The sequence below is a fragment of the Collinsella aerofaciens genome, from assembly GCF_039752955.1.
Taxonomy (GTDB): domain Bacteria; phylum Actinomycetota; class Coriobacteriia; order Coriobacteriales; family Coriobacteriaceae; genus Collinsella; species Collinsella aerofaciens_BI.
In genome coordinates, this window is sequence record NZ_JBDMHB010000018.1 from 15,942 (window position 1) to 39,258 (window position 23,317).

At 60.5% G+C, this 23,317-nt stretch carries 22 protein-coding genes and 1 tRNA gene; 21 read left to right on the forward strand and 2 right to left on the reverse strand.

Annotated features, from left to right (window positions below):
* Window positions 1-2: 2 nt before the first annotated feature.
* Window positions 3-242 (reverse strand): hypothetical protein, encoded by a 240-nt coding sequence (locus tag ABHR75_RS05600; protein ID WP_118237448.1) that lies wholly within the window; start codon window positions 240-242, stop codon window positions 3-5.
* A gap of 194 nt (window positions 243-436) precedes the next feature.
* On the opposite strand from ABHR75_RS05600, the gene alaS reads away from it, so the two are divergent.
* The 14 genes from alaS (at window position 437) to ABHR75_RS05670 (ending at window position 13,584) form a co-directional block, all read left to right on the forward strand.
* Window positions 437-3,094, forward strand: coding sequence for an alanine--tRNA ligase (gene alaS / locus ABHR75_RS05605; protein WP_346963836.1), 2,658 nt, complete (start codon window positions 437-439; stop codon window positions 3,092-3,094).
* A gap of 17 nt (window positions 3,095-3,111) precedes the next feature.
* Entirely contained in the window at window positions 3,112-3,540 is a 429-nt protein-coding gene (gene ruvX, locus ABHR75_RS05610; RefSeq protein ID WP_089571740.1) for a Holliday junction resolvase RuvX, read from the forward strand.
* Entirely contained in the window at window positions 3,533-4,918 is a 1,386-nt protein-coding gene (mltG, locus tag ABHR75_RS05615; protein ID WP_346963837.1) for an endolytic transglycosylase MltG, read from the forward strand. Before ruvX ends, mltG begins: the two co-directional genes overlap by 8 nt.
* A gap of 1 nt (window position 4,919) precedes the next feature.
* Window positions 4,920-5,417, forward strand: coding sequence for a YqeG family HAD IIIA-type phosphatase (locus tag ABHR75_RS05620; RefSeq protein WP_117639353.1), 498 nt, complete (start codon window positions 4,920-4,922; stop codon window positions 5,415-5,417).
* 8 nt (window positions 5,418-5,425) lie between these two features.
* Complete coding sequence (locus ABHR75_RS05625) at window positions 5,426-5,959, forward strand: shikimate kinase (protein ID WP_138374852.1); 534 nt, start codon at window positions 5,426-5,428, stop codon at window positions 5,957-5,959.
* Window positions 5,956-7,065, forward strand: coding sequence for a hypothetical protein (locus tag ABHR75_RS05630; protein WP_346963838.1), 1,110 nt, complete (start codon window positions 5,956-5,958; stop codon window positions 7,063-7,065). Before ABHR75_RS05625 ends, ABHR75_RS05630 begins: the two co-directional genes overlap by 4 nt.
* A 132-nt stretch (window positions 7,066-7,197) precedes the next feature.
* Window positions 7,198-8,328 carry a M24 family metallopeptidase gene (locus tag ABHR75_RS05635; protein WP_346963839.1) on the forward strand — a complete coding sequence of 377 codons (1,131 nt, stop codon included), beginning with the start codon at window positions 7,198-7,200 and terminating at the stop codon, window positions 8,326-8,328.
* A gap of 158 nt (window positions 8,329-8,486) precedes the next feature.
* Window positions 8,487-9,050 carry an elongation factor P gene (gene efp / locus ABHR75_RS05640; RefSeq protein ID WP_006233983.1) on the forward strand — a complete coding sequence of 188 codons (564 nt, stop codon included), beginning with the start codon at window positions 8,487-8,489 and terminating at the stop codon, window positions 9,048-9,050.
* 24 nt (window positions 9,051-9,074) lie between these two features.
* Window positions 9,075-9,437, forward strand: a complete 363-nt coding sequence (locus ABHR75_RS05645) for an Asp23/Gls24 family envelope stress response protein (protein ID WP_035138197.1) — start codon at window positions 9,075-9,077, stop codon at window positions 9,435-9,437.
* 3 nt (window positions 9,438-9,440) lie between these two features.
* The gene (gene nusB, locus ABHR75_RS05650) at window positions 9,441-10,028 is read left to right on the forward strand and encodes a transcription antitermination factor NusB (RefSeq protein ID WP_346963840.1); all 588 of its coding nucleotides are present in this window, start codon (window positions 9,441-9,443) and stop codon (window positions 10,026-10,028) included.
* A 2-nt stretch (window positions 10,029-10,030) separates the two neighbouring features.
* Window positions 10,031-10,297 (forward strand): exodeoxyribonuclease VII small subunit, encoded by a 267-nt coding sequence (locus ABHR75_RS05655; protein ID WP_089571754.1) that lies wholly within the window; start codon window positions 10,031-10,033, stop codon window positions 10,295-10,297.
* 8 nt (window positions 10,298-10,305) lie between these two features.
* Window positions 10,306-11,109, forward strand: a complete 804-nt coding sequence (locus tag ABHR75_RS05660; RefSeq protein WP_346963844.1) for a TlyA family RNA methyltransferase — start codon at window positions 10,306-10,308, stop codon at window positions 11,107-11,109.
* Window positions 11,106-11,966 (forward strand): NAD(+)/NADH kinase, encoded by an 861-nt coding sequence (locus tag ABHR75_RS05665; RefSeq protein WP_217750036.1) that lies wholly within the window; start codon window positions 11,106-11,108, stop codon window positions 11,964-11,966. The genes ABHR75_RS05660 and ABHR75_RS05665 overlap by 4 nt, the downstream gene beginning before the upstream one ends.
* Window positions 11,956-13,584 (forward strand): DNA repair protein RecN, encoded by a 1,629-nt coding sequence (locus tag ABHR75_RS05670; protein ID WP_346963841.1) that lies wholly within the window; start codon window positions 11,956-11,958, stop codon window positions 13,582-13,584. Before ABHR75_RS05665 ends, ABHR75_RS05670 begins: the two co-directional genes overlap by 11 nt.
* A gap of 59 nt (window positions 13,585-13,643) precedes the next feature.
* Here ABHR75_RS05670 and ABHR75_RS05675 read toward each other — a convergent pair whose 3' ends face one another.
* A complete protein-coding gene (locus ABHR75_RS05675; protein ID WP_226790721.1) occupies window positions 13,644-14,501 on the reverse strand; it encodes a MurR/RpiR family transcriptional regulator in 858 nt (285 codons plus the stop codon).
* A gap of 272 nt (window positions 14,502-14,773) precedes the next feature.
* Here ABHR75_RS05675 and ABHR75_RS05680 point away from each other — a divergent pair, with 272 nt between their 5' ends.
* From ABHR75_RS05680 to ABHR75_RS05710, 7 genes are all read left to right on the forward strand, one after another.
* Window positions 14,774-16,777: a fructose-specific PTS transporter subunit EIIC gene (locus tag ABHR75_RS05680; protein WP_346963842.1), complete on the forward strand. Its 2,004-nt coding sequence runs from the start codon at window positions 14,774-14,776 to the stop codon at window positions 16,775-16,777.
* A gap of 548 nt (window positions 16,778-17,325) precedes the next feature.
* The gene (locus ABHR75_RS05685; protein WP_022094575.1) at window positions 17,326-17,589 is read left to right on the forward strand and encodes an HPr family phosphocarrier protein; all 264 of its coding nucleotides are present in this window, start codon (window positions 17,326-17,328) and stop codon (window positions 17,587-17,589) included.
* A 133-nt stretch (window positions 17,590-17,722) separates the two neighbouring features.
* The gene (gene ptsP / locus ABHR75_RS05690; RefSeq protein ID WP_035138206.1) at window positions 17,723-19,426 is read left to right on the forward strand and encodes a phosphoenolpyruvate--protein phosphotransferase; all 1,704 of its coding nucleotides are present in this window, start codon (window positions 17,723-17,725) and stop codon (window positions 19,424-19,426) included.
* Window positions 19,427-19,500: 74 nt separating this feature from the next.
* The gene (locus ABHR75_RS05695; RefSeq protein WP_006233969.1) at window positions 19,501-20,433 is read left to right on the forward strand and encodes a 1-phosphofructokinase family hexose kinase; all 933 of its coding nucleotides are present in this window, start codon (window positions 19,501-19,503) and stop codon (window positions 20,431-20,433) included.
* 188 nt (window positions 20,434-20,621) lie between these two features.
* On the forward strand, window positions 20,622-21,554 hold the full coding sequence (locus ABHR75_RS05700; RefSeq protein WP_161161421.1) for a 1-phosphofructokinase family hexose kinase: 933 nt from the start codon (window positions 20,622-20,624) through the stop codon (window positions 21,552-21,554).
* A gap of 165 nt (window positions 21,555-21,719) precedes the next feature.
* Complete coding sequence (locus ABHR75_RS05705; RefSeq protein WP_346963843.1) at window positions 21,720-23,114, forward strand: CCA tRNA nucleotidyltransferase; 1,395 nt, start codon at window positions 21,720-21,722, stop codon at window positions 23,112-23,114.
* Between the two features lie 127 nt (window positions 23,115-23,241).
* Window positions 23,242-23,315 (forward strand) — tRNA-Glu (locus ABHR75_RS05710).
* Window positions 23,316-23,317: the final 2 nt, after the last annotated feature.

Here is a 23,317-nt window from a genome sequence, read left to right on the forward strand (position 1 = left end):
CGCTAGCGTTTCTTGAAGTTGTAAATGACAAGAAACGCGAGCAAAGCGATTGATAAGGGGCCGGCTACATAGAAAAAGAGAACGTCAATTGCGCGTAGAGTGTAATAGGCTTTATCGCCGGACATTACTGCATACAATACGTAGCCAAATGCTGGTTGGTTTGCGTACCAGCAGGAGAAAGCCAAAAGCGCTAAAAGTGCTACAACCAGAAGCGCATTCAGGACAAATCGTTTGCTTTTCATCGATCGCTCCTTCCGGGTGAATCTTATATGTAATTCTATAGTAGCCTTTTTCAATGCATCGCATACTCCTAAATAACGTGCACTTTCGCTGTAGGGTCGGCTTTATGTCGGCCCTCTTTTTTGCACTTGCGCGGCGGGATGGTAATATCGTTACGTTTGAACTGTTTCGATGTGAAACCGAGGAGATTCCCTCTATGAGTGCTGACTACCCGTCAATGACTACGGCCGAGATCCGCTCCAAGTTCCTCAACTTCTTTGAGGAGCGCGGTCTTAAGCTCTATCCTTCTTCGTCCCTTGTTCCCGACGACCCCTCGCTGCTGCTTGCCAACGCCGGCATGAACCAGTTTAAGGAGTACTACCAGGGCAAGAAGACCATGAAGGAGATCGGCGCGATCTCCTGCCAGAAGTGTGTCCGCACCAACGACATCGACTGCATCGGCGAGGACGGCCGTCACCTGTCGTTCTTCGAGATGCTCGGTGACTTCTCCTTTGGCGGCGTCTCCAAGCAGCAGGCTTGCGCTTGGGCCTTCGAGCTCATCACCAAGGAGTTCAAGCTGCCGCTCGACCGCCTGTACTTTACCGTCTTTACCGAGGACGACGAGACCCACGACGTGTGGCGTTCTCTGGGCGTTGCCGAGGACCACATCTCCCGCCTGGGCGAGGACGACAACTTCTGGGCTGCCGGCCCCACCGGCCCCTGCGGTCCGTGCTCCGAGATCTACTTTGACATGGGCGAGGAGGTCGGTTGCGGCAGCCCCGACTGCAAGCCCGGCTGCGACTGCGACCGCTTCCTTGAGTTCTGGAACCTCGTGTTTACCCAGTACGACCGCCAGGAGGACGGCTCCATGCCGGAGCTGCCGCACCGCAACCTCGATACGGGCATGGGCCTGGAGCGCATGGCCGCCATCATGCAGCACAAGACCGCCAACTACGACGGCGATCTGATGCAGCACCTCATCAAGCTCGGCGAGGAGATCAGCGGCAAGACCTATGACGCCGACGATTACTCCGGTGCCAGCCGCTCCCTGCGCATCATCGCCGACCACTCCCGTGCCGTCGACTTTATGATCTCTGACGGCATCCTCCCCGGTAACGAGGGTCGCGAGTACGTCCTTCGCCGTCTGCTCCGCCGTGCCGTGTTCCACGGCCGCCTGCTGGGCATCGAGGGTGCCTTCCTGACCAAGTTCATCGACGAGGTCAACGCTCAGATGGGCGAGGCCTATCCCGAGCTGCTCAAGAACGTCGCACTCGTCAAGGGTATCGTCGCCTCTGAGGAGGAGCGCTTCTCCACGACGCTCGACAACGGCCGCGTCTACCTGGACGAGGCCCTGGCAGCGCTTGCCGATGGCGCCGTGCTCCCGGGTGATGTCGCCTTTAAGCTGCACGACACCTTTGGTTTCCCCATCGACCTGACCGTCGAGATTGCCGGCACCGCCGGCCACGACGTCGACATGGACGGCTTTACCGCTTGCATGGAGGACCAGAAGGCCCGTGCTCGCGCCAATGCCAAGGGCGACGCCTGGGGCAGCTTCAACGATGTGTGGGTCGAGCTTTCGGACAAGGTAGCTGCGACCGAGTTCGACGGCTATGACAACGATGTGATCGAAGGCGCCAAGGTTGTCGCCATCGTGCGCAACGGCGAGTCCGTCGAGTCCGCTGCCGCGGGCGATGATGTTGAGGTCGTGCTCGACCGCACCCCGTTCTATGCCGAGATGGGCGGCCAGCAGGGTGACGCCGGCGAGCTTTCCGCCGAGGGCGTTTCGCTGACCGTTTCCGATACCAAGAACCACAACGGCCTGTATGCCCACGTTGCGCACGCCGCCGAGGGCACGCTGACCGTCGGTGCTACCGTGACCGCCGCGCTCGACGCCGAGCGCCGTGGCTTCCTGCGCCGTAACCACACCGCCACCCACCTGCTTGACGCCGCGCTTAAGCACGTCCTGGGCGAGCATGTCTCTCAGGCCGGCTCGCTGGTGACGCCCGAGCACCTGCGCTTTGACTTCACGCACTTTGAGGCCCTGTCCTCCGAGCAGCTCAAGGCTGTTGAGGACCTGGTCAACCAGCAGATCTTTGCATCTAAGCCGGTCGTGACCCGCGTCATGGGCATCGACGAGGCCAAGGCCGCCGGCGCCGTCGCCCTGTTTGGCGAGAAGTATGGCGACGTCGTCCGCGTCGTTTCCGTGGGCGCCGAGGACCAGCCGTTCTCCCGCGAGCTCTGCGGTGGTACGCATGCTGCCAACACTGCCGAGATCGGCCTATTCAAGATTATCTCCGAGTCCTCCACGGGCTCGAACGTCCGCCGTATCGAGGCCGTTACCTCTAAGGGCGCCCTCGACTACATGGCCGACCGCCTGGCACTCGTTGACGCCGCTGCCGCTGCGCTCAAGTGCCGCGTTGACGAGGTTCCCGCTCGTGTGGAGAACCTGCAGGCCGAGCTGCGCGAGACGTCTAACAAGCTCAAGAAGGCGCTGACCGGTGGCTCCTCCGACGCTATCTCCAGCGCCATCGAGGGTGCCGTCGAGCTCGACGGCTATAAGCTCGTCGTCGCTGAGCTCCAGGGCCTTGAGGCCGCCGACCTGCGCAACGTTTGGGATACCGTGCACCAGAAGGTCGCCGGCCCTGTCGCCTGCGTTGTTGCCAGCGTGACCGAGAAGGGCACCCCGGCCCTGCTCGCCGCCGGCTCCGATGACGCCGTGAAGGCCGGTTTCCACGCCGGCAACGTGATCAAGCAGATCGCGGGCCTGGTCGATGGTCGCGGTGGCGGCCGTCCCAACATGGCCCAGGCCGGTGGCAAGAACGCTGCCGGTATCGCCGATGCCCTTGCGGCCGCCAAGACCGCGCTCGGCGCCTAAGAACCTAAGTAGTCGCTGTGGTCGCGCTTGCGCTGGACATAGGGGAGACCAGGATTGGCATCGCCGTCTCGAGCCGTGATGGCAAGATGGCGATGCCTGTCAAGGTGCTTCCGGCTGCCGAGGTCACTGGCATGGCAAAGACGTTTCGCTACCTGGTGGAGGACTATGAGCCCGATATCCTTGTAAGCGGACGTCCCTTGACCATGGCCGGTGAGCCCGGCCCCCAGGCCGAGCGCGTCGCCGCCGTGGCCCAAAAGATTGCCGACGAGCTCGAACTTCCTCTGGAGTTTGAGGACGAGCGTCTGTCCTCGCAGGAGGCCAAGCGAATCCTGCGAGAGCAGGGACTCAACGAAAAGCAGATGAGGGGCAAGATTGACATGATCGCCGCCAGCCTGTTCTTGCAGACATGGCTCGATCGTAAAAACGAGGAGGTTTCGCATGCCTAGCGCTTCCGATCCGCGCCGGCAGAGTCGTCAGGGTCAGCCCTCGTCGCGCCCTACTCAGCCTGGTCAGCGCCCTGCGCAGCCGACGCAGCGCGCAGCTCAGCCTGCCGCGCGTCCGGTGCAGTCCTCCTCTCGTTCGGCCCAGCCTGCTCAGCGGACGGCTCAGCAGCCTTCTGCTCGTTCGGCCCAGCCTGCAGGCGGTACCCGCTTTAAGCAGCAGGCATCTACCCAGCGAGTGCAGGCCCCCCAGTCGCATTCGCATCACGCTCTCGGTTCCCACGGCGTTGCTCCGGCTACGCGCTCGAGCTATAACACGCACGTCCGCCGTGGTACACAAAAGAAAAGCTCCCCGGTGCCTATGATTATCGGTGGCGTCGTCGCCGTGCTTGCGCTTGTCGCGATCGTTTTCTTTGTCGTGCCAGCCGTCAAGGGCTTCTTTGGCGGTGAGGATGCGAAAGTCGCTGCTGGCCAGCAAGTTACTATCACGATTCCCGACGGTGCCTCGGGCGATACTATCGCCTCGATTCTCTCCGAGAACCATATCGTCGAAAATCCCAAGGATTATTATGCGGCGGTGAAAAAGCTCAACGCCGATATGTCGCTCAAGCCTGGTACTTATTCGTTCACCACACTCATGGATGCGACCAAGGTTGTTCAGCAGCTCATGGAAGGCCCCAACGCGGGCTCCAATGCGCTGACTATCCCTGAGGGCCTAACGGTCGATCAAGTCGCCGACCGTGTGGCCCAGGCTTACGACAGCATCTCTAAGGAAGACTTCCTCAACCAGGCAAAGGCCTCCAACTACGTGGACGACTATAGCTTCCTTAAGGGCGCCGCCAACGACTCGCTCGAGGGCTTCTTGTTCCCCAAGACTTATTCGTTGGGTGATTCGCCGACGGCCGATGACGTGGTTCGCGCTATGCTCGATCAGTTTAAGACCGAGTACAAGTCGCTTGACTTTGCGAGCTGCGAAGCCAAGATCAAGGAACGCTACGGTGTGGAGATGTCCGACTACGACATCGTCAACTTGGCCTCTATCGTTGAGCGCGAGGGCCTCAACGCCGACCAGCGCGCGCACGTGGCCTCGGTCTTCTACAACCGTCTTGCCGGCAAGCTCGATGGTCTGCGCTATCTCAACAGCGATGCGACCATGATGTATGTCACCGGTGGCGAGGTTACCGCCGACGACCTGCAGAGCGATAGTCCGTATAACACCTATAAGCATGAGGGTCTGCCACCCACGCCCATCTGCTCTCCGTCGCTCGAGGCACTCAAGGCCACGCTTGAGCCGACCGACTCCGATGACCTGTATTTCTACATTACGCAGGACGAGGAGTACTTCTCGCAAACCTACGAAGAGCATCAACAGTCTTGGAATTAGCATGAGGATTTTTAGCCCCAAACGTTACGTTGCCTCGGTCGATCGCATCGACCTTGATACCCTTTGGGCCGACGGCAAACGCGCCATTCTGCTCGATCGCGATAACACCCTGGTGCCGCGCGACACCGAGCAGGTTCCCGCTGCGGTTTCCGCTTGGCTCGATACCGCCCGCGCCAAAGGCTTTAAGCTGTGCATGGTGTCCAACAACTGGCATCGCGACCAGGTCATGGCATCAGCACGCGAGCTGGGACTCGAGGCCATCAGCCATGCCATGAAGCCGGCGCCGTTTGCCCTCAAGGCGGGTCTTAAGCGCCTCGGCGCCACGGCCGACGAGGCGGTGCTGATCGGTGATCAGCTCTACACGGACGTGTGGAGCGGCAACTTCGCCGGCGTCGATACCATCCTGGTAAAGCCGCAGGCCACGCAGGACCTGTGGTATACGCAGATCTTCCGTATCTTTGAGCGCCGGGCCCTGCGCGACCTTCCCTGCGAGGAATAGGTCTCGTCATGTCCCAGCACACCAAACACGGCTGCGACCATATCTTCTTTATCGGCTTTTTGGGCGCGGGCAAATCGACGCTCGCGCGCAACGTCGGCACTATGTTCAAGCGGCGTTTTATCGATACCGACCGCCTAGTCGTCCGCCGTTGCGGCAAGTCGGTAACCGAGATTTTTGAGACCGAGGGTGAGGATCGTTTTCGCGAGCTCGAGACCTCGGCGCTCCGTTCGCTCCAAAGCGAGCGCAGTCTGTTGGTTTCGTGCGGTGGCGGTATCGTCGAGACGCCGGTGAATATTGAGCTGATGCACGAAATGGGTACGTGCGTGTACCTCGAGGGCGACTTTGAGGATTCGATTCGCCAGATTCGTCGGTCCGACACGCGCCCCGATTTCCGCTCGCCCGAGCATGCCGCGCGCTTGTTTGAGCATCGCCGTCCGCTGTATCGCCAGGCCGCCGATATTACCCTTGATATTCGCAACAAGTCCTTCGAGGACGTTTCCTACCTTTGTGCCGAGATGCTTTTGGAGCGTGGACTGCTATGATTCGCCGCCAACTGATCAATTTCCAAAACCGCAGCGTCGATGTCCGTGTCGGATTGGGCGCGTTCGATGAGCTGTCGCGTATGTTTGCCTCGGCTGTGGGCAAGCCTAAGCGCGCGATGGTGGTTTGGAACTCCGCCTCGTCAGAACGTTTTGATGGGGTCGTCGAGCATGCGCTGGTCGACGCCGGTTTTGCCGTGTCGCAGTTCTCCCTTGAGGTTTCGCCTGCTGGTGCCACGCTGGCCGATGCCGATGCTATCTTTGGCGCCTTGTCTGCCAACGGCATTACCTGCGACGATCTGGTTGTCGCCGTTGGCGATGCCGCAACCTGCTCGGTTGTTAGCTGGTGCGCCAACCAGTGGTGTGGCCGAACCGAGTGCGCGCTGCTGCCGACGACCTTCGACGCCATGCTCACGGTCGCGACGACCATGAAGCCGCTCATTGCCTCGTCGTCGAATGCGCTTCCCGCTATCGCGTTCCGTCCCGAACCGGGCTTGGTCGTGTGTGACCTCGACCTTGTTCGCGAGGCGGACCCCGAGGACCTCAAGCTCGGCTATGTGGTACTTGTTGGCACCATGCTTTCGAGCAGTAAGTCCCGTTGGAATCAGTTTACTGAGACCGTCCCCGAGATTCTCGCGGGCGAGGAGGTCGCGCTCGTCAATGCCGTTCAATGGTCTCAGACTGCCCGCAAGGACGTACTGATGGCCACGAACCCGAGCGCTCGCCATGCGCTCGATTTTGGCAAGACGGGGGAGCGTACCCTGCGCGCCTGCTTGGGCGATGCCGCTTCGCAGGCCCCTGCCTACCAGCTGTTGTCCGAGGGCATGCGCTTTGAGGCACGCCTTGCACATGATGTCTGCGATTTCGATATCGATTACGTCTTTGAGGTCGATGACTGCTTGGAGGACTTTGGTATCGAGGAACTTGCCTTCGATCTGGAGTCTGCCGCATATATCGAGGAGTTCCGCAAGCAGCAGTTTGCACGCTCGAACCGCAGCATGTTGCCGCTGCCCGCGGCACTCGGCGCCATTCGCCTAACGAACGTTGAGGACGAGGTTCTTAAGCGCCATGCTCACGCCTACTTGGCTTCTCGTAAAGAACTTCTCTAAGATTTATTGACTTCCATCCTCTTTCGTATCATGTTGAGGGGCGGGTTTCCAATCGGTTGCGGATCGCATGCGATTCCGTCGTTCGGTTGAGACCCGTCCCGCACTTTTTGAGACAACAAGAAAGGAATCTGCATGTCTGAGTTTGCTGCCGGTCCTGCCGGTCGTATCGAGCGTGTCCGTGCCCTTATGGTCGAGCGTGGCTACGACGCCATCGTGGTGCGCGACGAGGCCAACCTTCGTTGGCTTACGGGCGTTAAGGGCGTCTTCGACTACACCTTCGAGTTCCCGCACGCTGCGTTTATTACGGCCGACCAGTGCCTGTTCCACACCGACTCGCGCTACCTCAACAGCTTTGAGGAGAACACGCCCGCCGGCAGCCCCTGGGTCTTCGACATGGACGAGGGCACCATCCCCGGCTGGGTCGCTGGCAAGATTGCAGCCAACAAGTGCCGCGTCTGCGCTGTCGAGGACGATATGCAGATCAACTTCTACCAGGGCATTCAGCGCGGCCTGGAGGACCGCTCTGTCGCCTGTATGCTGCCGTTGATGCACGACGACATCCGCAAGATGCGCGCCATCAAGGATGCCGAGGAGATCGAGCTCATGCGCCATGCACAGTCGATCACCGACGCCGCCTTCCAGCACATGCTCGGCTTTATTAAGCCTGGTATGACCGAGAAGCAGGTTCGCAACGAGCTCGAGAACTTTATGTTCGCCAACGGCGCTGACAGCCTTGCTTTCGGCTCCATCGTGGCGAGCGGTCCCAACACCGCCAACCCGCATGCCGTGCCGAGCGACCGCGTGATCGAGAAGGGCGACTTTGTCCTCATGGACTACGGCGCGGGCTACTGCGATTACCGCTCCGACATGACACGCACTGTTGTGATGGGCGAGCCCACGCAGGAGCAATTCGACCTGTATGCACTCGTGCGCCGCACGCACGAGGAGTGCGTCGCCGCCATCCATCCGGGCGTCGAGGGTAACGACATCTTCAAGCTCTCCAAGAAGATCATCGGCGATGCCGGCTATGGCGATTACTATAACCATGGCTTGGGCCACGGCGTTGGTATCGACATTCACGAGCTGCCCAACTTCAACCGCAGCAAGAACACCATCGAGATCGGCTCGGTTGTCACCATGGAGCCCGGCGTCTACCTGCCCGGCGTGGGCGGCGTGCGCCTTGAGGACTACGGCGTGGTCACCGAGAACGGCTACGAGCCCTTCACCAAGACCCCGCACGACCTGCACGTCATCGACTGCTAGCCCATTTCGATAGATTTTTGGGCGGGGCGTCCGGAGCAATTCGGGCGCCCCGCGTTCTCTTTTTATGCGCTCGCCGCAGGCGCGGTCTGCAAGTGTATAATTTCTATCGTATGTAATTTGGACGCTTGTGCGTTCTGCCCATAACAAGAAAGGTCGCTATGCCTACCATTTCTACCGCCGACTTCAAGAACGGCCTCGGTCTCCGCATCAAGGACAAGGTCTACACCATCGTCGAGTTCCAGCATGTCAAGCCGGGCAAGGGCGGCGCGTTTGTGCGCTACAAGACCCGCGACATCAAGAGCGGCCGCGTCGTCGAGAACACCTGCAACGCCGGCACCAAGTTCGAGAGCGTCATGCTCACCACCCGTGAGTTCCAGTACCTCTACAACGATGGCACCGACTATATCTTCATGGACAACGAGTCCTATGAGCAGGTTCCCGTTCCCGAGGACATGGTGGGCGAGAACTCCAAGTGGCTGCGCGAGAACGACATTTGCCAGCTGCTCTTCGCCGACGATGAGCTTATGGGCGTGACCCCGCCGATGTTCATCGAGACCACCATCGTCCAGACCGACCCGGGCTTTAAGGGCGACACCGTCCAGGGTTCCACCAAGCCGGCCACGATCGACACCGGCGCTGTCATCCAGGTCCCCATGTACCTCAACGAGGGCGAGGTCATCAAGGTTGACACCCGCGACGGCAAGTTCGTCTCCCGCGTCTAACAACCAACTCTTATAGGAGGACTCATGCCCCAGGAAATCAAGATTGACGGCATCGGCATTTCGCCCGATGTTCTGACCGCCATCGTTTCGCGCGCCGTGTCGGATGTCGAGGGCATCGCCTCCGTTGGCGTCAAGGACCTTGCCACCAACCTTGTCTCCATGATGCTCTCGTCCAAGGCCCCGGCTTCCGAGCCGGCGGTCGAGGCCGAGGTCATCGGCGACAAGCTCGCACTCACCGTGCGTGTCGTGGTGTTCTTTGGCTATCCGTTCAAGAAGCTCGCCGAGGCCGTTCGCGCCGCCGTGGTCGCTGCCATCGATGCTCAGGTGGGCGTTGAGGTCGAGCGCGTTGACGTTTGCATTGACGGCCTCGTTTTCCCCAAGGAGTAACCTTTGAGCCTTAAGGTTTATCGCGGGCGCACGCTTGCCCGCAGTCAGGCGCTGCAGCTGCTGTTCCAGGCCGAGGCCACGGACAGTCCGCTCGAGCGCGTCCTCGAGGGCGATTTCCTGATCTCGAAGGGTCCCCTCGACCCCTATGCACTGGAGCTTTGCCGCGGTGCCTACGAGCACATCGATCGCATCGATTGTGCCCTGCGAGCCGTCGCCAAGAACTGGGATCTTATGCGCATGCCCGGTGCCGACCGCAACCTGCTGCGTATCGCCGTCTACGAGATGCGCTTCCTTACCGACGAAGAGGTCTCGGACGCCATCGTCATCAACGAGGCCGTTGAGCTTGCCAAGGCTTATGGTACCGACCAGTCCGCATCGTTTGTCAACGGCGTGCTGGGCAAGATCGCTCGCAGCGAGGAACTGCCGGGCGAGGACCTGTACCAAGAGCTGCTGGCCGAGGATCGCGCTCGCGAGGAGGCACAGGCTGCCGAGGCAGCCGCCAAGGTCGCTGCTGCTCAGGCTGCTGCCGGTGTACTTGCCGAGGACGCGGACGCTGCTGGGGCCGTCGAGGCCGACTCCGTCGAGGAGTAGCCATGCCAGAGGGTTCTGTCCGCAACTTTGACGAGATCTCGGACCGTCTGGACCAGATCATCGCTACCGTTCGCTCCAAGGATACCTCCTTGGAGCGTTCGCTCGATTTGTTCGACGAAGCGATTGAGCTGGGCTCCCGCGCGGTCGATATGGTCGACAAGTTTGAGCTGACGCCGCGTGAGGCCGATAAGCTCGAGCAGGAATACGATGAGGATGCGGCAAACGAGTCCCAAGATAGACAGGCTGCATCCCCGGATACGAATGGTTGATGGCATTCATGAAACGCGTGCGTCTCGATGACGAACTGATTTCACAGGGCATCTGCGCCGATCGCGCGGATGCCCTTCGCACTCTTATGGCCGGCTTGGTTTCGAGCGGCGGTGAGCGTTTGACCTCTCCGGGGCTCAAGGTGACGCCGGGCCTGCCGCTGCACGTTAAGGGGCGCATTCCGTACGTCGGGCGCGGCGGCCTTAAGCTCGAGGGCGCGCTCGATGCGTTTTGTATCGATCCCACGGGCTTTGCCTGCCTGGACGTAGGCTGCTCTACCGGCGGTTTTACCGATTGCCTGCTCAAGCGCGGTGCCGCGACCGTTGTCTCGGTCGACGTTGGCCGTGCCCAGTTTGATTGGTCGCTTCGCCAGGACGATCGCGTGACGCTGCATGAGCGCACAAACGTGACGCAGCTGCCTGAGCTTGGCTATGCCGGCGCCATCGACCTGGCTGTGTGTGATGTCTCGTTTACCAGCATCGCGAACATTATCGATGCGGTACTGGCGTGCCTGGCGCCTACGGGTGCATTCTGCACGCTCGTAAAGCCGCAGTTTGAAGCGCCGGCTGCGCTGGTGGGCGAGGGCGGTATCGTGACCGACCCTGCCGTCCGCCGCGATACACTCGTGGCGGCGATTGAGCTCTTTGCCGCCAAGGGCCTGTTCCCGCTCGATGTGTGCGTGTCGCCAATCCATGGCGCTAAGGGCAACGTTGAGTTTTTCCTGTACGGCACGAGGTTTGCCCCCGGCGAGCGCGCCGAAGATGAGTTGCAATCCCAGGTATCGGCTTTGAGCGAGAAAGCGGCAACGCTATGAAGGTCTTTCTGGTTCCCAATTACTACAAGCAAGAGGCGGTCGAGAGCGGCCTGATGCTCGAGCTCTGGCTGACGCGCCAGGGCTACGAGGTTGCATGGGCTGCCGACCAGCGCTCCAAGATCCAGAGCACGCCCGATGTTGACGATGCCGACTTGGTCATCACGCTCGGCGGCGACGGCACACTGCTGCGCGCCGCCCGTATTCTCAACTACCGCGAGATTCCCATTTTGGGTCTTTCCTATGGCCACCTGGGCTTTTTGACGGCGGCCAGTCCCGAGGAACGCGATATTTTGCAGGTTGTGAGCGATGCCCTGTCCGGTGAGCTCCACGTGAGCCGCCGCGCCACCATCGCCGCGGATATCGTCTCGGTGCGCGATGACGGCACGAAAGATGTCGTGCGTTCGTTCGCCCTCAACGATATGGCGCTCACGCGTGGGCCCCTGTCCGATATGGTCGAGTTTGACATCACGGTGTCCGGCCATCATATCGATCGCCTGCGCGGTGACGGTGTCGTCGTGTCGACGGCGACCGGCTCTACGGGCTATGCGCTCTCCGCCGGCGGCCCTATCGTCAGCCCTGATTACACGGGCATGGTTTGCGTGCCGATTGCTCCGCATACCATTCAGGCTCGCGCCTTCTTGACCTCGCCGAGTGATGTCGTCGAAATCTTTATGTCCGATGATCGCCCGAGCGTGCCTGCCATCGCTATCGACGGACAGTTTATTACCTGCGATGGCACGGTCGAGAGCGTGGCTGTTCGTCGCGGTCCCGGCGATGTGCTGCTGCTGGATTACGGCCCCGAGAGCTTCTATAACTCGGTGAGCCGCGTGTTCTATGGAGTGCGCCATGATCGATGAGCTGCAGGTTTCCAACATCGCGCTCATTCGCGAGGCGACGTTGGTTCCGAGTACCGGCTTGACCGTCCTGACCGGCGAGACCGGTGCTGGCAAGACCGCGCTGCTCTCGGCGCTCAAGCTCATTTTGGGCGAGCGCGCGGATTCGTCGACGGTTCGCGAGGGCGAGGCGCTTGCCAGCGTCGAGGCGCGCCTGTTTGACGGCCCGCACGACACGGAGGGTTTTACCGTACAGCGCAGCCTTTCTGCCGAGGGCCGCAGCCGCGTAAAAATTGACGGCCGCATCGCCAGCGTGCGCGAGCTTTCGGAGCGCGTTGGCGTGATGATGGATCTATGCGGCCAGCATGAACATCAGCGTCTGCTCGACCCGGCGCACCATGTTGCCATGGTCGATGCTTGGGCTGGGCGCGCGCCGCTTGAGGCGCTCGAGAAGTATCGCACCTGCTTTAAGGCTTCGCGTGCCGCCGCCAAGGAGCTTCGCCGTGTGGAGGAAGCCTCACGCGCGCAGGGAAGTCGCGTCGAGGAAGCGCGTTTTGCTCTTGAGCGTATCACCGAGGTCGACCCCAAGCCAGGCGAGTACGAGGAGCTCGAGGAGCTGCTGCCGCGCTCGGAGCACGCCGAGGTCTTGGTTGCGACGGCCAACGAGGCCCATGCATCGCTTGCTGCCGAAGGGGGAGCGCTCGATGCCGTGAATGGCGCCGTTGCCGAGCTTTCACGCATGGCGACCGTTGACCGCAAGCTCGGTGACATCGCCGATGCACTTTCGGATGCCTGCATCTCACTTGAGGATTGTGCCAACGAGCTGCGTGCTTATCGCGATGGCGTTGCGTTTGACCCTCGCGAGCTCGCTCGCATGCGCGAGCGATATTCAGACCTCAAGGGCCTACTGCGTCAGTGGGGTCCTACCATGGATGACGTGTTTGCCATGCGCGATCGCTCACAAGAGCTGTTGTCGCTGGTAGACGATGGTGATGGGCAGATCAAGAAGGCGCGTGAAGCGCTTGGCGCAGCGGAGCATGAACTGTTCGCCGCCGCCAAGGCGCTTAAACGTGCACGCAATACGGCGGCCCCGCGTTTTTGTCATGAGGTTGGCCGCCAAATGGCGCGTCTGGAAATGGGGGGCGCCGAACTCGTCTGGGAGTCGCGTGATCTTCCCCGCGCCGAGTGGACGCTTGCTGGCCCCTCGAGCTATGAGCTTTTGTATCGCAGCGGCGCTGGATTGACGCCGCGTCCCCTGCGCCGTATTGCGTCGGGTGGCGAGCTCAGCCGCGTTATGCTGGCGAGCAAGGTTGTCCTCGGCAACGCGGATGGCGTGGATACACTGGTGTTCGACGAGGTCGATGCTGGTGTCGGCGGCTCTACGGCGCGTGCGCTCGCGGGCGTGCTGGCAAATCTCGCCGCTACGCATCAGGTGATTGTCGTAACCCACTTGGCGCAGGTCGCCGTCATGGCTGACAAGCATTATGTTGTCAGCAAGGAACCGGGCGATGTTCCCCAGACGCATTTGGACGAGGTAACCGGCGAAGCGCGTACCGCCGAGATCGCCCGCATGTTGAGCGGCGATCAATCGGAGGCAAGCTTGGCCCACGCAAAGCAGATGCTCAAAGAAGCTCGAGGTTAGGTCGTATCAGCGGTGTTGATGGGACAAAATAGACTGAAATTATTGTCCCACTACGCGTTTTACTCAACGACCTTATCCGGCTGGATGAGCTCCTCGTAGTAGCTGATATGTTCGCGAGCGTCTTCAATCTCGGGCAGCAGGAAGTTGTAGATGACTTCGATGATCATCGTGGCACTGATCTTAGAGAACGCAAAGTCGCCTGTCGTCAGCAGCGCTTCGTGGTTGACGGTATTAAAAGTGTAGTCTGCCAGACGCGCGAGCGGGGATTTGCTGTCGCTGCTGATGACGACTACGGTTGCGCCGCAGTTGCGAGCCGCTTTTGCCATGCGATTCAGTCGGCGCGATTTGCCGGAGTTTGAGATTAGCACGATGACGTCACCCGGGCGCAACGTGAGCGCAAAGCCGATTGATGTCTCGCTAATGGTGCTCGCCATGCAGCGCAGGCCCAGCTGCGAAAACTTAAACGTCGCATCGAGCGCGACCGCGTTCGTATTGCCCACAGCTGCAAACTCAATAACCCCTGCATGCTTAAGGGCATGCACAACAGCCGCCAGCGTATCGTGGTCGATCCCGTCGATGGTCGCATTAAGCTCGCTCACCTTGGCAGCCAGGATGTTCTTAAGGCTCTGCTCCATGTTGTCGAGCGATACCTCGTCGGTCAGGCCCTCGTTGCGCTGACTCTCCAAGTCGCGCGCCAACGAAAACTGAAAGCTGCGGAAGCTGCCAAAGCCAAGCTTGCGGCAGAAGCGCGAAACGGTCGCCTCGGACGTGGCGGCGGCGCGCGAGAGCTGAGCCGCCGTGAGGCGTGGCGCCTCGGACTGGTGCTCCAATATATAGTCGACAATGCGCTGCTCGGACTCGCTGTATCCCTGATGGGTACTAATGAGGGAAAGTGCGCTCTTGCTACTATCGGTCATGGATGGCTCCTGGTTGGCATGAAAATCTAATTTACTACGCCATGCCATAGTATACGGGCATTTTCAATTACAAGATACACCTTGCCGTTTCAAGTGTTGATGGTAAACTTTCACTTACCGTTTACGGTTATGAAAGAACCTTTCACCGGAGCTTTGCACCTTAGCTCTTCTCACGCGGACGGTAGGTTGGTATCTTTCAGTTGTGGAAAAACGCGCATCGAAGCGCGTGTAGGGGAGCGCCCGCGGGCGCTGTACTCAAGAAGGAGGGACACATGGCTAAGTTTGACATCATCGCCGCGACCGGTTGCCCGACCGGCATTGCGCACACCTTCATGGCGAAGGAGGCGCTGGAGAAGGCTGCTGCCGAGCGTGGTCTGACCATTAAGGTCGAGACACATGGCCAGGTCGGTGTCGAGAACGAGCTCACCAAGAGTGAGATCGCTGGTGCCAAGGCCGTCGTCGTCGCAGCCGATAAGGATGTCCAGGCTGAGCGTTTCGCCGGCAAGCCCATGGTTTCCGTCGGTGTTTCCAAGGCCCTGTCCGTCGAGGCCGCCGGAAAGCTGATCGACCGCGCGCTCGCCGCCAAGGGCGACGACACGGTTGCCGCTGCCGCCGATGTCGAGGACGAGGTCGAGGAGAAGGAGTCCATCGGTCACGTCATCTACAAGCACCTCATGAACGGCGTCAGCCACATGCTGGTCTTCGTCGTTGCCGGTGGTGTTCTGACCGCCATTTCGTTCCTGTGGGGCATCACGTCCTTTGATTCGACGGCTGCCGACTACAACAGCTTTGCCGCGATGCTCAAGATTATCGGCGGTATCGCCATGAACCTCATGGTTCCGGTGCTCTCCGCTTACATCGCCGAGTCCATCGGCAAGCGCCCGGCGCTCGTCCCCGGCTTTGTTGCCGGTATGATTGCCATCCAGGGTCTTCCCATCAACGCCGATACCGGCATGATCGACGCTGGAGGCTCGGGTGTGGGCTTCGGCTTCCTGGGCGGCATCGTCGGCGGCTTCCTCGCTGGCTATGTCATCCTGCTGCTCGAGAAGGCTTTCTCTAAAATTCCCGCGAGCCTTAATGGCCTGAAGGCAATCTTCCTGTATCCGCTGTGCTCTACCGCCATCGTCGGCCTGGTCATGCTCGGTATTTCCGGCCCCATGGCTGCCATTAACCAGGGCATGATGGATTTCCTGCAGAGCCTCGGTAACTCCGGTCCGGTGATCCTTGGCCTGGCCATCGGCTGCATGTGCGCCTTTGATATGGGCGGCCCGGTCAACAAGGCTGCTTACGCTACTGGCACCTTCCTGCTCGGTACCGCTCTCGAAGCTGGCGTCGGCACCGAGACCTACAACTTCGGCACCAACTTCATGGCTGCCGTCTCCGCCGCTTGCATCGTTCCGCCGCTGATCACCACCTTCGCCGTCGTTGTCGGCAAGAAGTACTTCAGCCAGGAGGATCATGACGCCGGTATCGTCAACCTCATCCTTGGTTGCACCCACATCACCGAGGGCGCCATTCCGTTCATGACCAAGAACATCTGGCCCGTCATGCCCATCATGATGCTCGGTTCTTCCATCGCTTCCATCTTGACCATCTTCTTCAACGTTCACGATCCGGCGCCTCACGGCGGCTTCCTGGTCCTGCCTGTTGTCGAGAACGGTCCGCTGTGGGTCCTCGCGATCCTCATCGGCGCTGTGGTCGGTGGCATCCTGTTCGTGGCCTTCAAGAAGTACGACTTCGAGAAGAATCAGAAGGCCGCTCCTGTAGCCAAGCCCGTTGAGGCCCCCAAGGCCGCTGCCGTCGAGGCCCCCAAGGCCGAGGCTGCCGACTTCGTGAAGGTTGAGAACGTCTTTGTCGCCGAGGACTTCGCTTCTCGTGACGAGGCTCTGAGCTTTGTCTCCAACCAGGCCGTCAAGGCCGGTATCGCCGGCGACGCCGACGCCGTGATGAACGCCTTCCTGGCCCGCGAGGCCGAGGGCACCACGGGCATGATGGAGGGCTTCGCCATCCCGCATGCCAAGTCCGACGCCATTACCGAGGCCGCCGTCATCGTCGTCAAGGACGAGTCCGGCGTGACCGGTTGGGACACCATGGACGGCGCTCCCGTCAACGTGGCCATCGCGCTGCTCATCCCGGGTGCACAGGCTGGCACTACGCACCTCAAGATCCTGTCCAAGGTCGCCGAGGCGCTCATGGACGAGGACTTCCGTTCCACCGTCAAGGGTTCCACTGACGCCGCCGAGATCGCCAAGACGATCAACGCCCGCTTGATCTAATCCCGCAGTTCGCGAATAACATCGCCCTCTGCACAAAAGGCGAGGACTCCACTAGGAGCCCCCGCCTTTTTTCTATCCCTCCCATAAGTTGCGGTGAAATAGGGACTGTTTAAACGATTCAACCCCAAATTCAATCCCTATTTCACCGCAACTTATAAAAGGGCATAGAGGGGGCTACCTATCGAGTCTTTGTCGCGAACAGATCATTAGCCAGAATTCCGTTCGCACGATATTACTCTGGACCGACTGAGTTTCCCCAGCTTGCTCGCCCACGGAGGCCCGGACGCGGCCTGTGAGATTTATCGCGAGTTCCGCACGAGCCGAAGAGCACTTAATGTGCTCTTCGTGCGAGCAGGACTGTAGAGCAGGAAATCTCACAGGCCGCGCACGGGCCCCTGTGGGCGAGCAAGCGGACGACAAACACATCTGTCCAACAATTCGCCCGAAACATAATGAAAAACCGTTTGATGTGAGTTAATATAAACAACGTCGTGAATCTGACTCCTGCCACATGCATGACAGGGGTTAAACACAAAAAGGAGTCAACTATGGTTTCTGAGAAGGCTACCCTCGTTAATCCTCAGGGTCTGCACATGCGTCCGGCTGGTCTGTTCGCCTCCACCATGGGCAAGTATGCCTGTGACGTGACGGTCGTCACCCCCGAGAAGGAGGTCAACGGCAAGTCCCCGATGGCCCTCATGGCTGCTGGTATCCCCTGCGGTACCGAGGTCGAGGTCAAGTGCGACGGCGCTGACGAGGCCGAGGCTCTGGCTGCTGCCATCGAGCTCATCAAGAGCGGTCTTGGCGAGTAGAACTCAAACGGGTCGCATGTTGAACAACTAAGTTCATATTTGGGGGCGCAGTGACCTGTTGTAAGGTAGCTGCGCTCTTTTGTCATGGATATGGCAAAACGCTTTATCACATGACACGGAGAGAGGAATGGGAATGTATCAGGGAGTCAACGCTTCCGAGGGCATCGGTATCGGCACCGTCATGGTCGCCGTCGATCCCGACTTGACGTTTGAGCCGCACGAGGTTGCTGATTCGGCAGCAGAGAAGGAGCGCTATCAGTCCGCTCTTTCGGTCTTCTGCGAGAAGACCCAGGCTCAGGCCGACCACATGAAGGAGACGGTGGGCGAGGCCGAGGCCGAGATCATGAGCGGACATATTGTCCTGGCTCAGGATCCGGGTATGACCGACGCCATCAACGCCGCCATTGACGGTGGTACCTGCGCCGAGCAGGCGCTCATGGACACCTCGACCATGTTTGAGAACATGTTCCTGTCCATGGACGACGAGATGTTCCGTCTGCGCGCGGCCGACATCGCCGACATCCGCACCGGTATTCTGGCCGAGCTGCTGGGCAAGGAGGTCGTCGACCTTTCCGTCCTGCCCGAGAACACCGTCGTTGTCGTGCACGACCTCACGCCGTCCATGACCGCCACGATCGATAAGGCCCACGTTGCCGGCATCGTCACCGAGACCGGTGGCCGCACGTCGCACTCCGCGATCATCGCGCGCGCCCTCGAGATCCCGGCTGTCCTTTCGGTTTCCAACAGCTGCACCGCGCTGCGCAACGGTATGACCGTTGTCGTCGACGGTGGCAAGGGTATCGTCGAGGCCGATCCCGACGAGGAGACGCTCGCTGCCTATACCGCCAAGGCCGAGGCCTTCGCTGCCGAGAAGGCGGCCCTCGAGGCCTTCCGTGGCAAGCCGTCCGTGACTGCCGATGGCATCAAGAAGATCATCGCCTGCAACATCGGTAACCCCGATGACGTGCCCAACGCGCTCGATCACGACGCCGAGGCCATCGGTCTGTTCCGCTCCGAGTTCCTGTTCATGGACTCTGCTGAGCTTCCTTCCGAGGAGGAGCAGTTCAACGCCTACCGTAAGGTCGCCAGCGCGCTCAAGGGTGCTCCGGTCATCATCCGCACGCTCGATGTGGGTGGCGACAAGGAGATTCCGTATCTGCATATGGTCAAGGAAGACAACCCCTTCATGGGCTTCCGCGCCGTGCGTTACTGCCTGGCTAATCCCGACCAGTACAAGGTCCAGCTCCGCGCTCTGCTGCGCGCTAGCGCCTTCGGTGACGTCAAGATCATGATCCCGCTCGTCACCTGCGTCGAGGAGGTCTTGGCTGTCAAGGAGCTCGTCGAGCAGTGCAAGGCCGAGCTGACCGAAGAGGGTCGTAAGTTCAACGAGAACATCGAGGTCGGCATCATGGTCGAGACGCCCGCCGCTTCGTTGCTCGCAGACCGTCTTGCCGAGGTTGCCGACTTCTTCTCCATCGGCACCAACGACCTGATCGGCTACACCATGTGCGCCGACCGTGGTAACGACACCATCTCCAACCTGTACCAGGTTTACTATCCCGCCGTGCTCCGCTCGCTCAAGAACATCATCGAGAGCGGCGTGAAGGCCGGCATCATGGTCGGTATGTGCGGCGAGGCCGCTGCCGATCCGCTGCTCGAGCCGCTGCTGATCAGCTGGGGCCTGGAGGAGTTCTCGATGAGCGCTCCGTCGATTCTGCGCGCCCGCAAGACCATCAGCCAGTGGACCAAGGCCGAGTGCGACGAGCTCGCCGAGAAGGCACTCGCCTGCAACACCGCCGCCGAGGTCAAGGCACTGCTCGAGTCCGCAGCTCGCTAATTTGGTATCAGAGGTAACCGCGTGGTTGGAATGGGCCGGCCACGCGGCCCTCACATATACAGGGGGTACTGTAAATGTTCTACACGCTAACCGCTAACCCGGCTGTCGACATGACGGTTTCGAGCTCTCCGCTCGAGCCCGACGAGAACGTCCGCACCGGCTCGGCCAGCTACACGGCTAACGGCAAGGGCCTCGACGTGTCCTTCGCCTTTAAGAAGATGGGCGTCGACACCGTCGCGCTCGGCTTCTTCGCTGGCTTCACGGGCAAGTTCATCGTCGAGGAGGTCATGAACCTGGGTTGCCTCTGCCGCCCGGTCTGGACCGACGGTATCACGCGCATTAACACCTACGTCAACGATGGCCAGCACGAGTATGGCATCCTGAACCCCGGCGCCCCGATCACGCCGCAGCACCAGGAGGAGCTCTATAACATCCTGGACACCGCGGGCGATCTCGAGTGCCTGATCGTCTCCGGCTCCGTGCCTCCCAAAGCTACGCCTGACTTCCTGGCTCAGGTTATGGAGCACGCTCAGGCTCGTGGCGCCGACGTCGTCCTGGACCTGTCCTCCGACAAGCTCAAGGAGCTCGCTCACAAGAAGCCGCTGCTCATCAAGCCGAACCATCACGAGATGAAGGCCATCTTCGGCGTGCCGGTCGACACCGACGACGAGGTTCGCGTTGCCATGAAGATGGCTCACGACGCTGGCGTTCAGAACGTGTTGCTCACCCGTGGTAGCCGCGGCGACGCTTACTTCTCCAACGGCGAGGACATCTGGTACGCCAAGCGTGAGTTCAACATCAAGCTGGTTTCTTCCGTCTGCGCCGGCGACTGCACCCTCGCTGCGTTCCTGCACAAGTGGTACAGGGATCGTGACAACGTCGAGGAGGCCATGAAGCTCGCTATGGCCACCGGCGCCAACGTTGCCGAGTCCGTCGGCATCGGCGACTTCGGTCACGTCGACGAGTACAGCAAGCGCGTTGCTGTCCGCAAGCTCGATCGTCAGTAATCGAAACGCGACATATTCGTGCGCATGTGGCGCCCCGGTTTCGGCTGGGGCGCCTTTTTGTTCCGTCATTGGAGAGAGATGTTCTGCCGTACTTCATCGCTTCCACACCGTTCACCGAGTTGTCCTAGCCTTTTACCGATGGGTGGAATATACTTTCACCAACACGTTACTTCGTGAAAGGAACATTCATGATTTACACGCTCACTGCAAATCCCGCCATTGACTACAACATCTCCTGCGACGGCCTTGCTGCCAACACCGTCACGCGTACCCGTAACGCCGTCTACACGCCCAACGGCAAGGGTCTCAACGTCTCGTTCACCCTCGATCACTACGGTGTCGACACCACGATCCTGGGCTTTTTCGCCGGCTTCTCGGGCGAGTTTATCGTTAAGGGCGCCGAGGCCCTGGGCGTGCCCGTCAAGCCCGTTTGGACCGACGGCATCACGCGCGTCAATGTGTTCCTCAATGCCGGACCCGACACCGAGTACAACATGGTCAACGCCGGTGCCGCCATCAACGAGGCCAACGAGCAGGAGATGTTTGAGCTCATCGATTCGCTTGATGACATGACCTGCCTGGTCATCAGCGGCTCGCTGCCTCCCAACACTTCCGAGGGCTTCTTGGCCGAGGTCCTGCGCCGCGTCAAGGCCAAGGGGGCCGAGTTCGTCCTCGATATCTCGAGCCATCAGCTGGCAGACCTCATTGCCATGGAGCCGCTGCTGATTAAGCCCAACGACGACGAGCTGCTCGATATCTTTGGCATTAAGGTGAGCGGTGGCGACGACGAGTCCGTCAAGGGCGCGATGGCCGAGCTGCACGCCAAGGGCGCCAAGAATGTGCTGCTGACTCTTGGCGGCGCTGGTGCGTACTTCTCTAACGGCGAGCACATCTGGTTTGCCAACCGCACCTTCGACGTCAAGCTGCTGTCGACGGTGTGCGCCGGCGATTCCTCGCTCGCTGCCTTCCTGTCCGTGTGGCACGACGCCCCCGAGCGCGTCGAGGACGCCCTGCGCCTTTCGATGGCTACCGGCGCCAACGTGGTCGAGTGCCCGGGCCTGGGCGACTTTGCCAAGGTCGAGGAGTATAAGAAGGGCATCGCTATCCGCGAGGTCTGCTAACTCCGGCCTAAAGCTTGAGTATTTCGAGTGGTTCGCATCCGTCTTGGGAACAGGACGGATGCGTTTTTGTTTATCGGACTTGCGTGTGCAGGGGAGGCTGTTTCTTGCTAGACTTCTTGCAGATGCAATCGACAACCAATTTGATAGCCGCAGGAGGCCACAGGTATGTGCAATGTTTCGCTCAACGGTACGCACCCGACCGATGCCTCCCTGCGAGTGCTGCGTGCGCTCGAGGCGGCCGGTCTTGAGGCCTGGTACGTGGGCGGTTGGGTGCGCGACGCCCTGATGGGATGCCCCAGCCACGATGTTGACATGTGTTGCAGCGGCCTGTGGCAGGAGTCCAAAGTGGCGCTCGAGGCCGCTGGTATCGCGGTCGTGGAGTCGGGCATTAAATTTGGCGGAATCACGGCTATTTCCGATGGCGAGCGTATCGAGGTCACCACGTACCGTCTGGATGGCTTTTACACCGATGGTCGCCATCCCCAGAGTGTGGAGCGTGCCGCCTCGCTCGAGGACGATCTGGCGCGCCGCGACTTTACCGTCAACGCTATGGCCTGGCATCCCGAGCGCGGGCTTGTCGACCGCTACGACGGCCAGGGTGACTTGGAGCGCAAGCTGATTCGCGCTGTCGGCGATCCCAAGCGTCGCTTTAACGAGGACGCCCTGCGCATGCTGCGTGCTGTGCGCTTTGCCTGCCGTCTGGACTTTATGATTGAGCCCGAGACCAAGCGTGCGCTTGCCGAGCGCGCGCCGCTGCTCGATGCCGTGGCGCGCGAGCGTGTGGGTATTGAGCTCGAGGGCATTCTTTCGACCGGTCATGGGGGAGACGCGATGCTTCGCTATCCCGAGCTCATCTGTGCCGCTGTGCCCGAGCTCGCGCCCGCTCGCGGGTTTGATCAGCGCAGTGTCTATCATGCGTTTAACGTCTACGAGCATATCGCCCGTGTGCTGACGGTGGCAGGGGAGCTGGCGCTGTGCGACGGCGTCGCGCCATCGTCGAGCCTTATGTGGGCGGCGTTTTTGCACGATGTCTCCAAGCCCGAGTGCTTTACGGTCGATCACGCCGGCAGCGGACACTTCTACGGTCATCCCGAGCTCGGCGCCAAGAAAGCGCGCGTCATTATGGATCGCCTGGCGCTCTCGCACGACTTGGTGCGCGACGTGTGCCTGCTCATCAAATACCATGACAAGCCGCTGCGTTCCGAGCGATCCTGCCTGCTCAATATGATGCGCGCGCTTTCGGGCGAGGGTGTCGATACGCCGCGTCTGATGGACGAGCTCATGGACCTTAAGCGTGCCGACACACTCGGCAAGGCACCTTCGTGTTTCTATTACGTCGAGACGATCGAGGAGATGCGCGCGCTGGCTCACGAGCTGCTTGCGGCGGGGGAGCCCTATACGCTTAAGATGCTTGCCATCAATGGCGGCGACTTGATTCGCGCCGGCGTCAAGCCCGGGCCGGAACTGGGGCAGCTACTCAACACGGCCCTCGACGCCGTGATTGAAGACAACATTCCCAATGAGCGCGAAGCTCTTTTGCTCCATCTCAACTTGAATTAGCTACCCAGTTTACCTGCGTGTTCCATAACCTGCCGACAATTTTTCGGCAATTTGGAATTTCTTCTTGCGCTGACGTTTTTTGTCCCGTAATATATTTCCTCGCAGCACGGCAGTGCAGATGTCATGTGGCCCGTTCGTCTAGCGGTTTAGGACGCCGCCCTCTCAAGGCGGAGATCACCAGTTCGAATCTGGTACGGGCTACC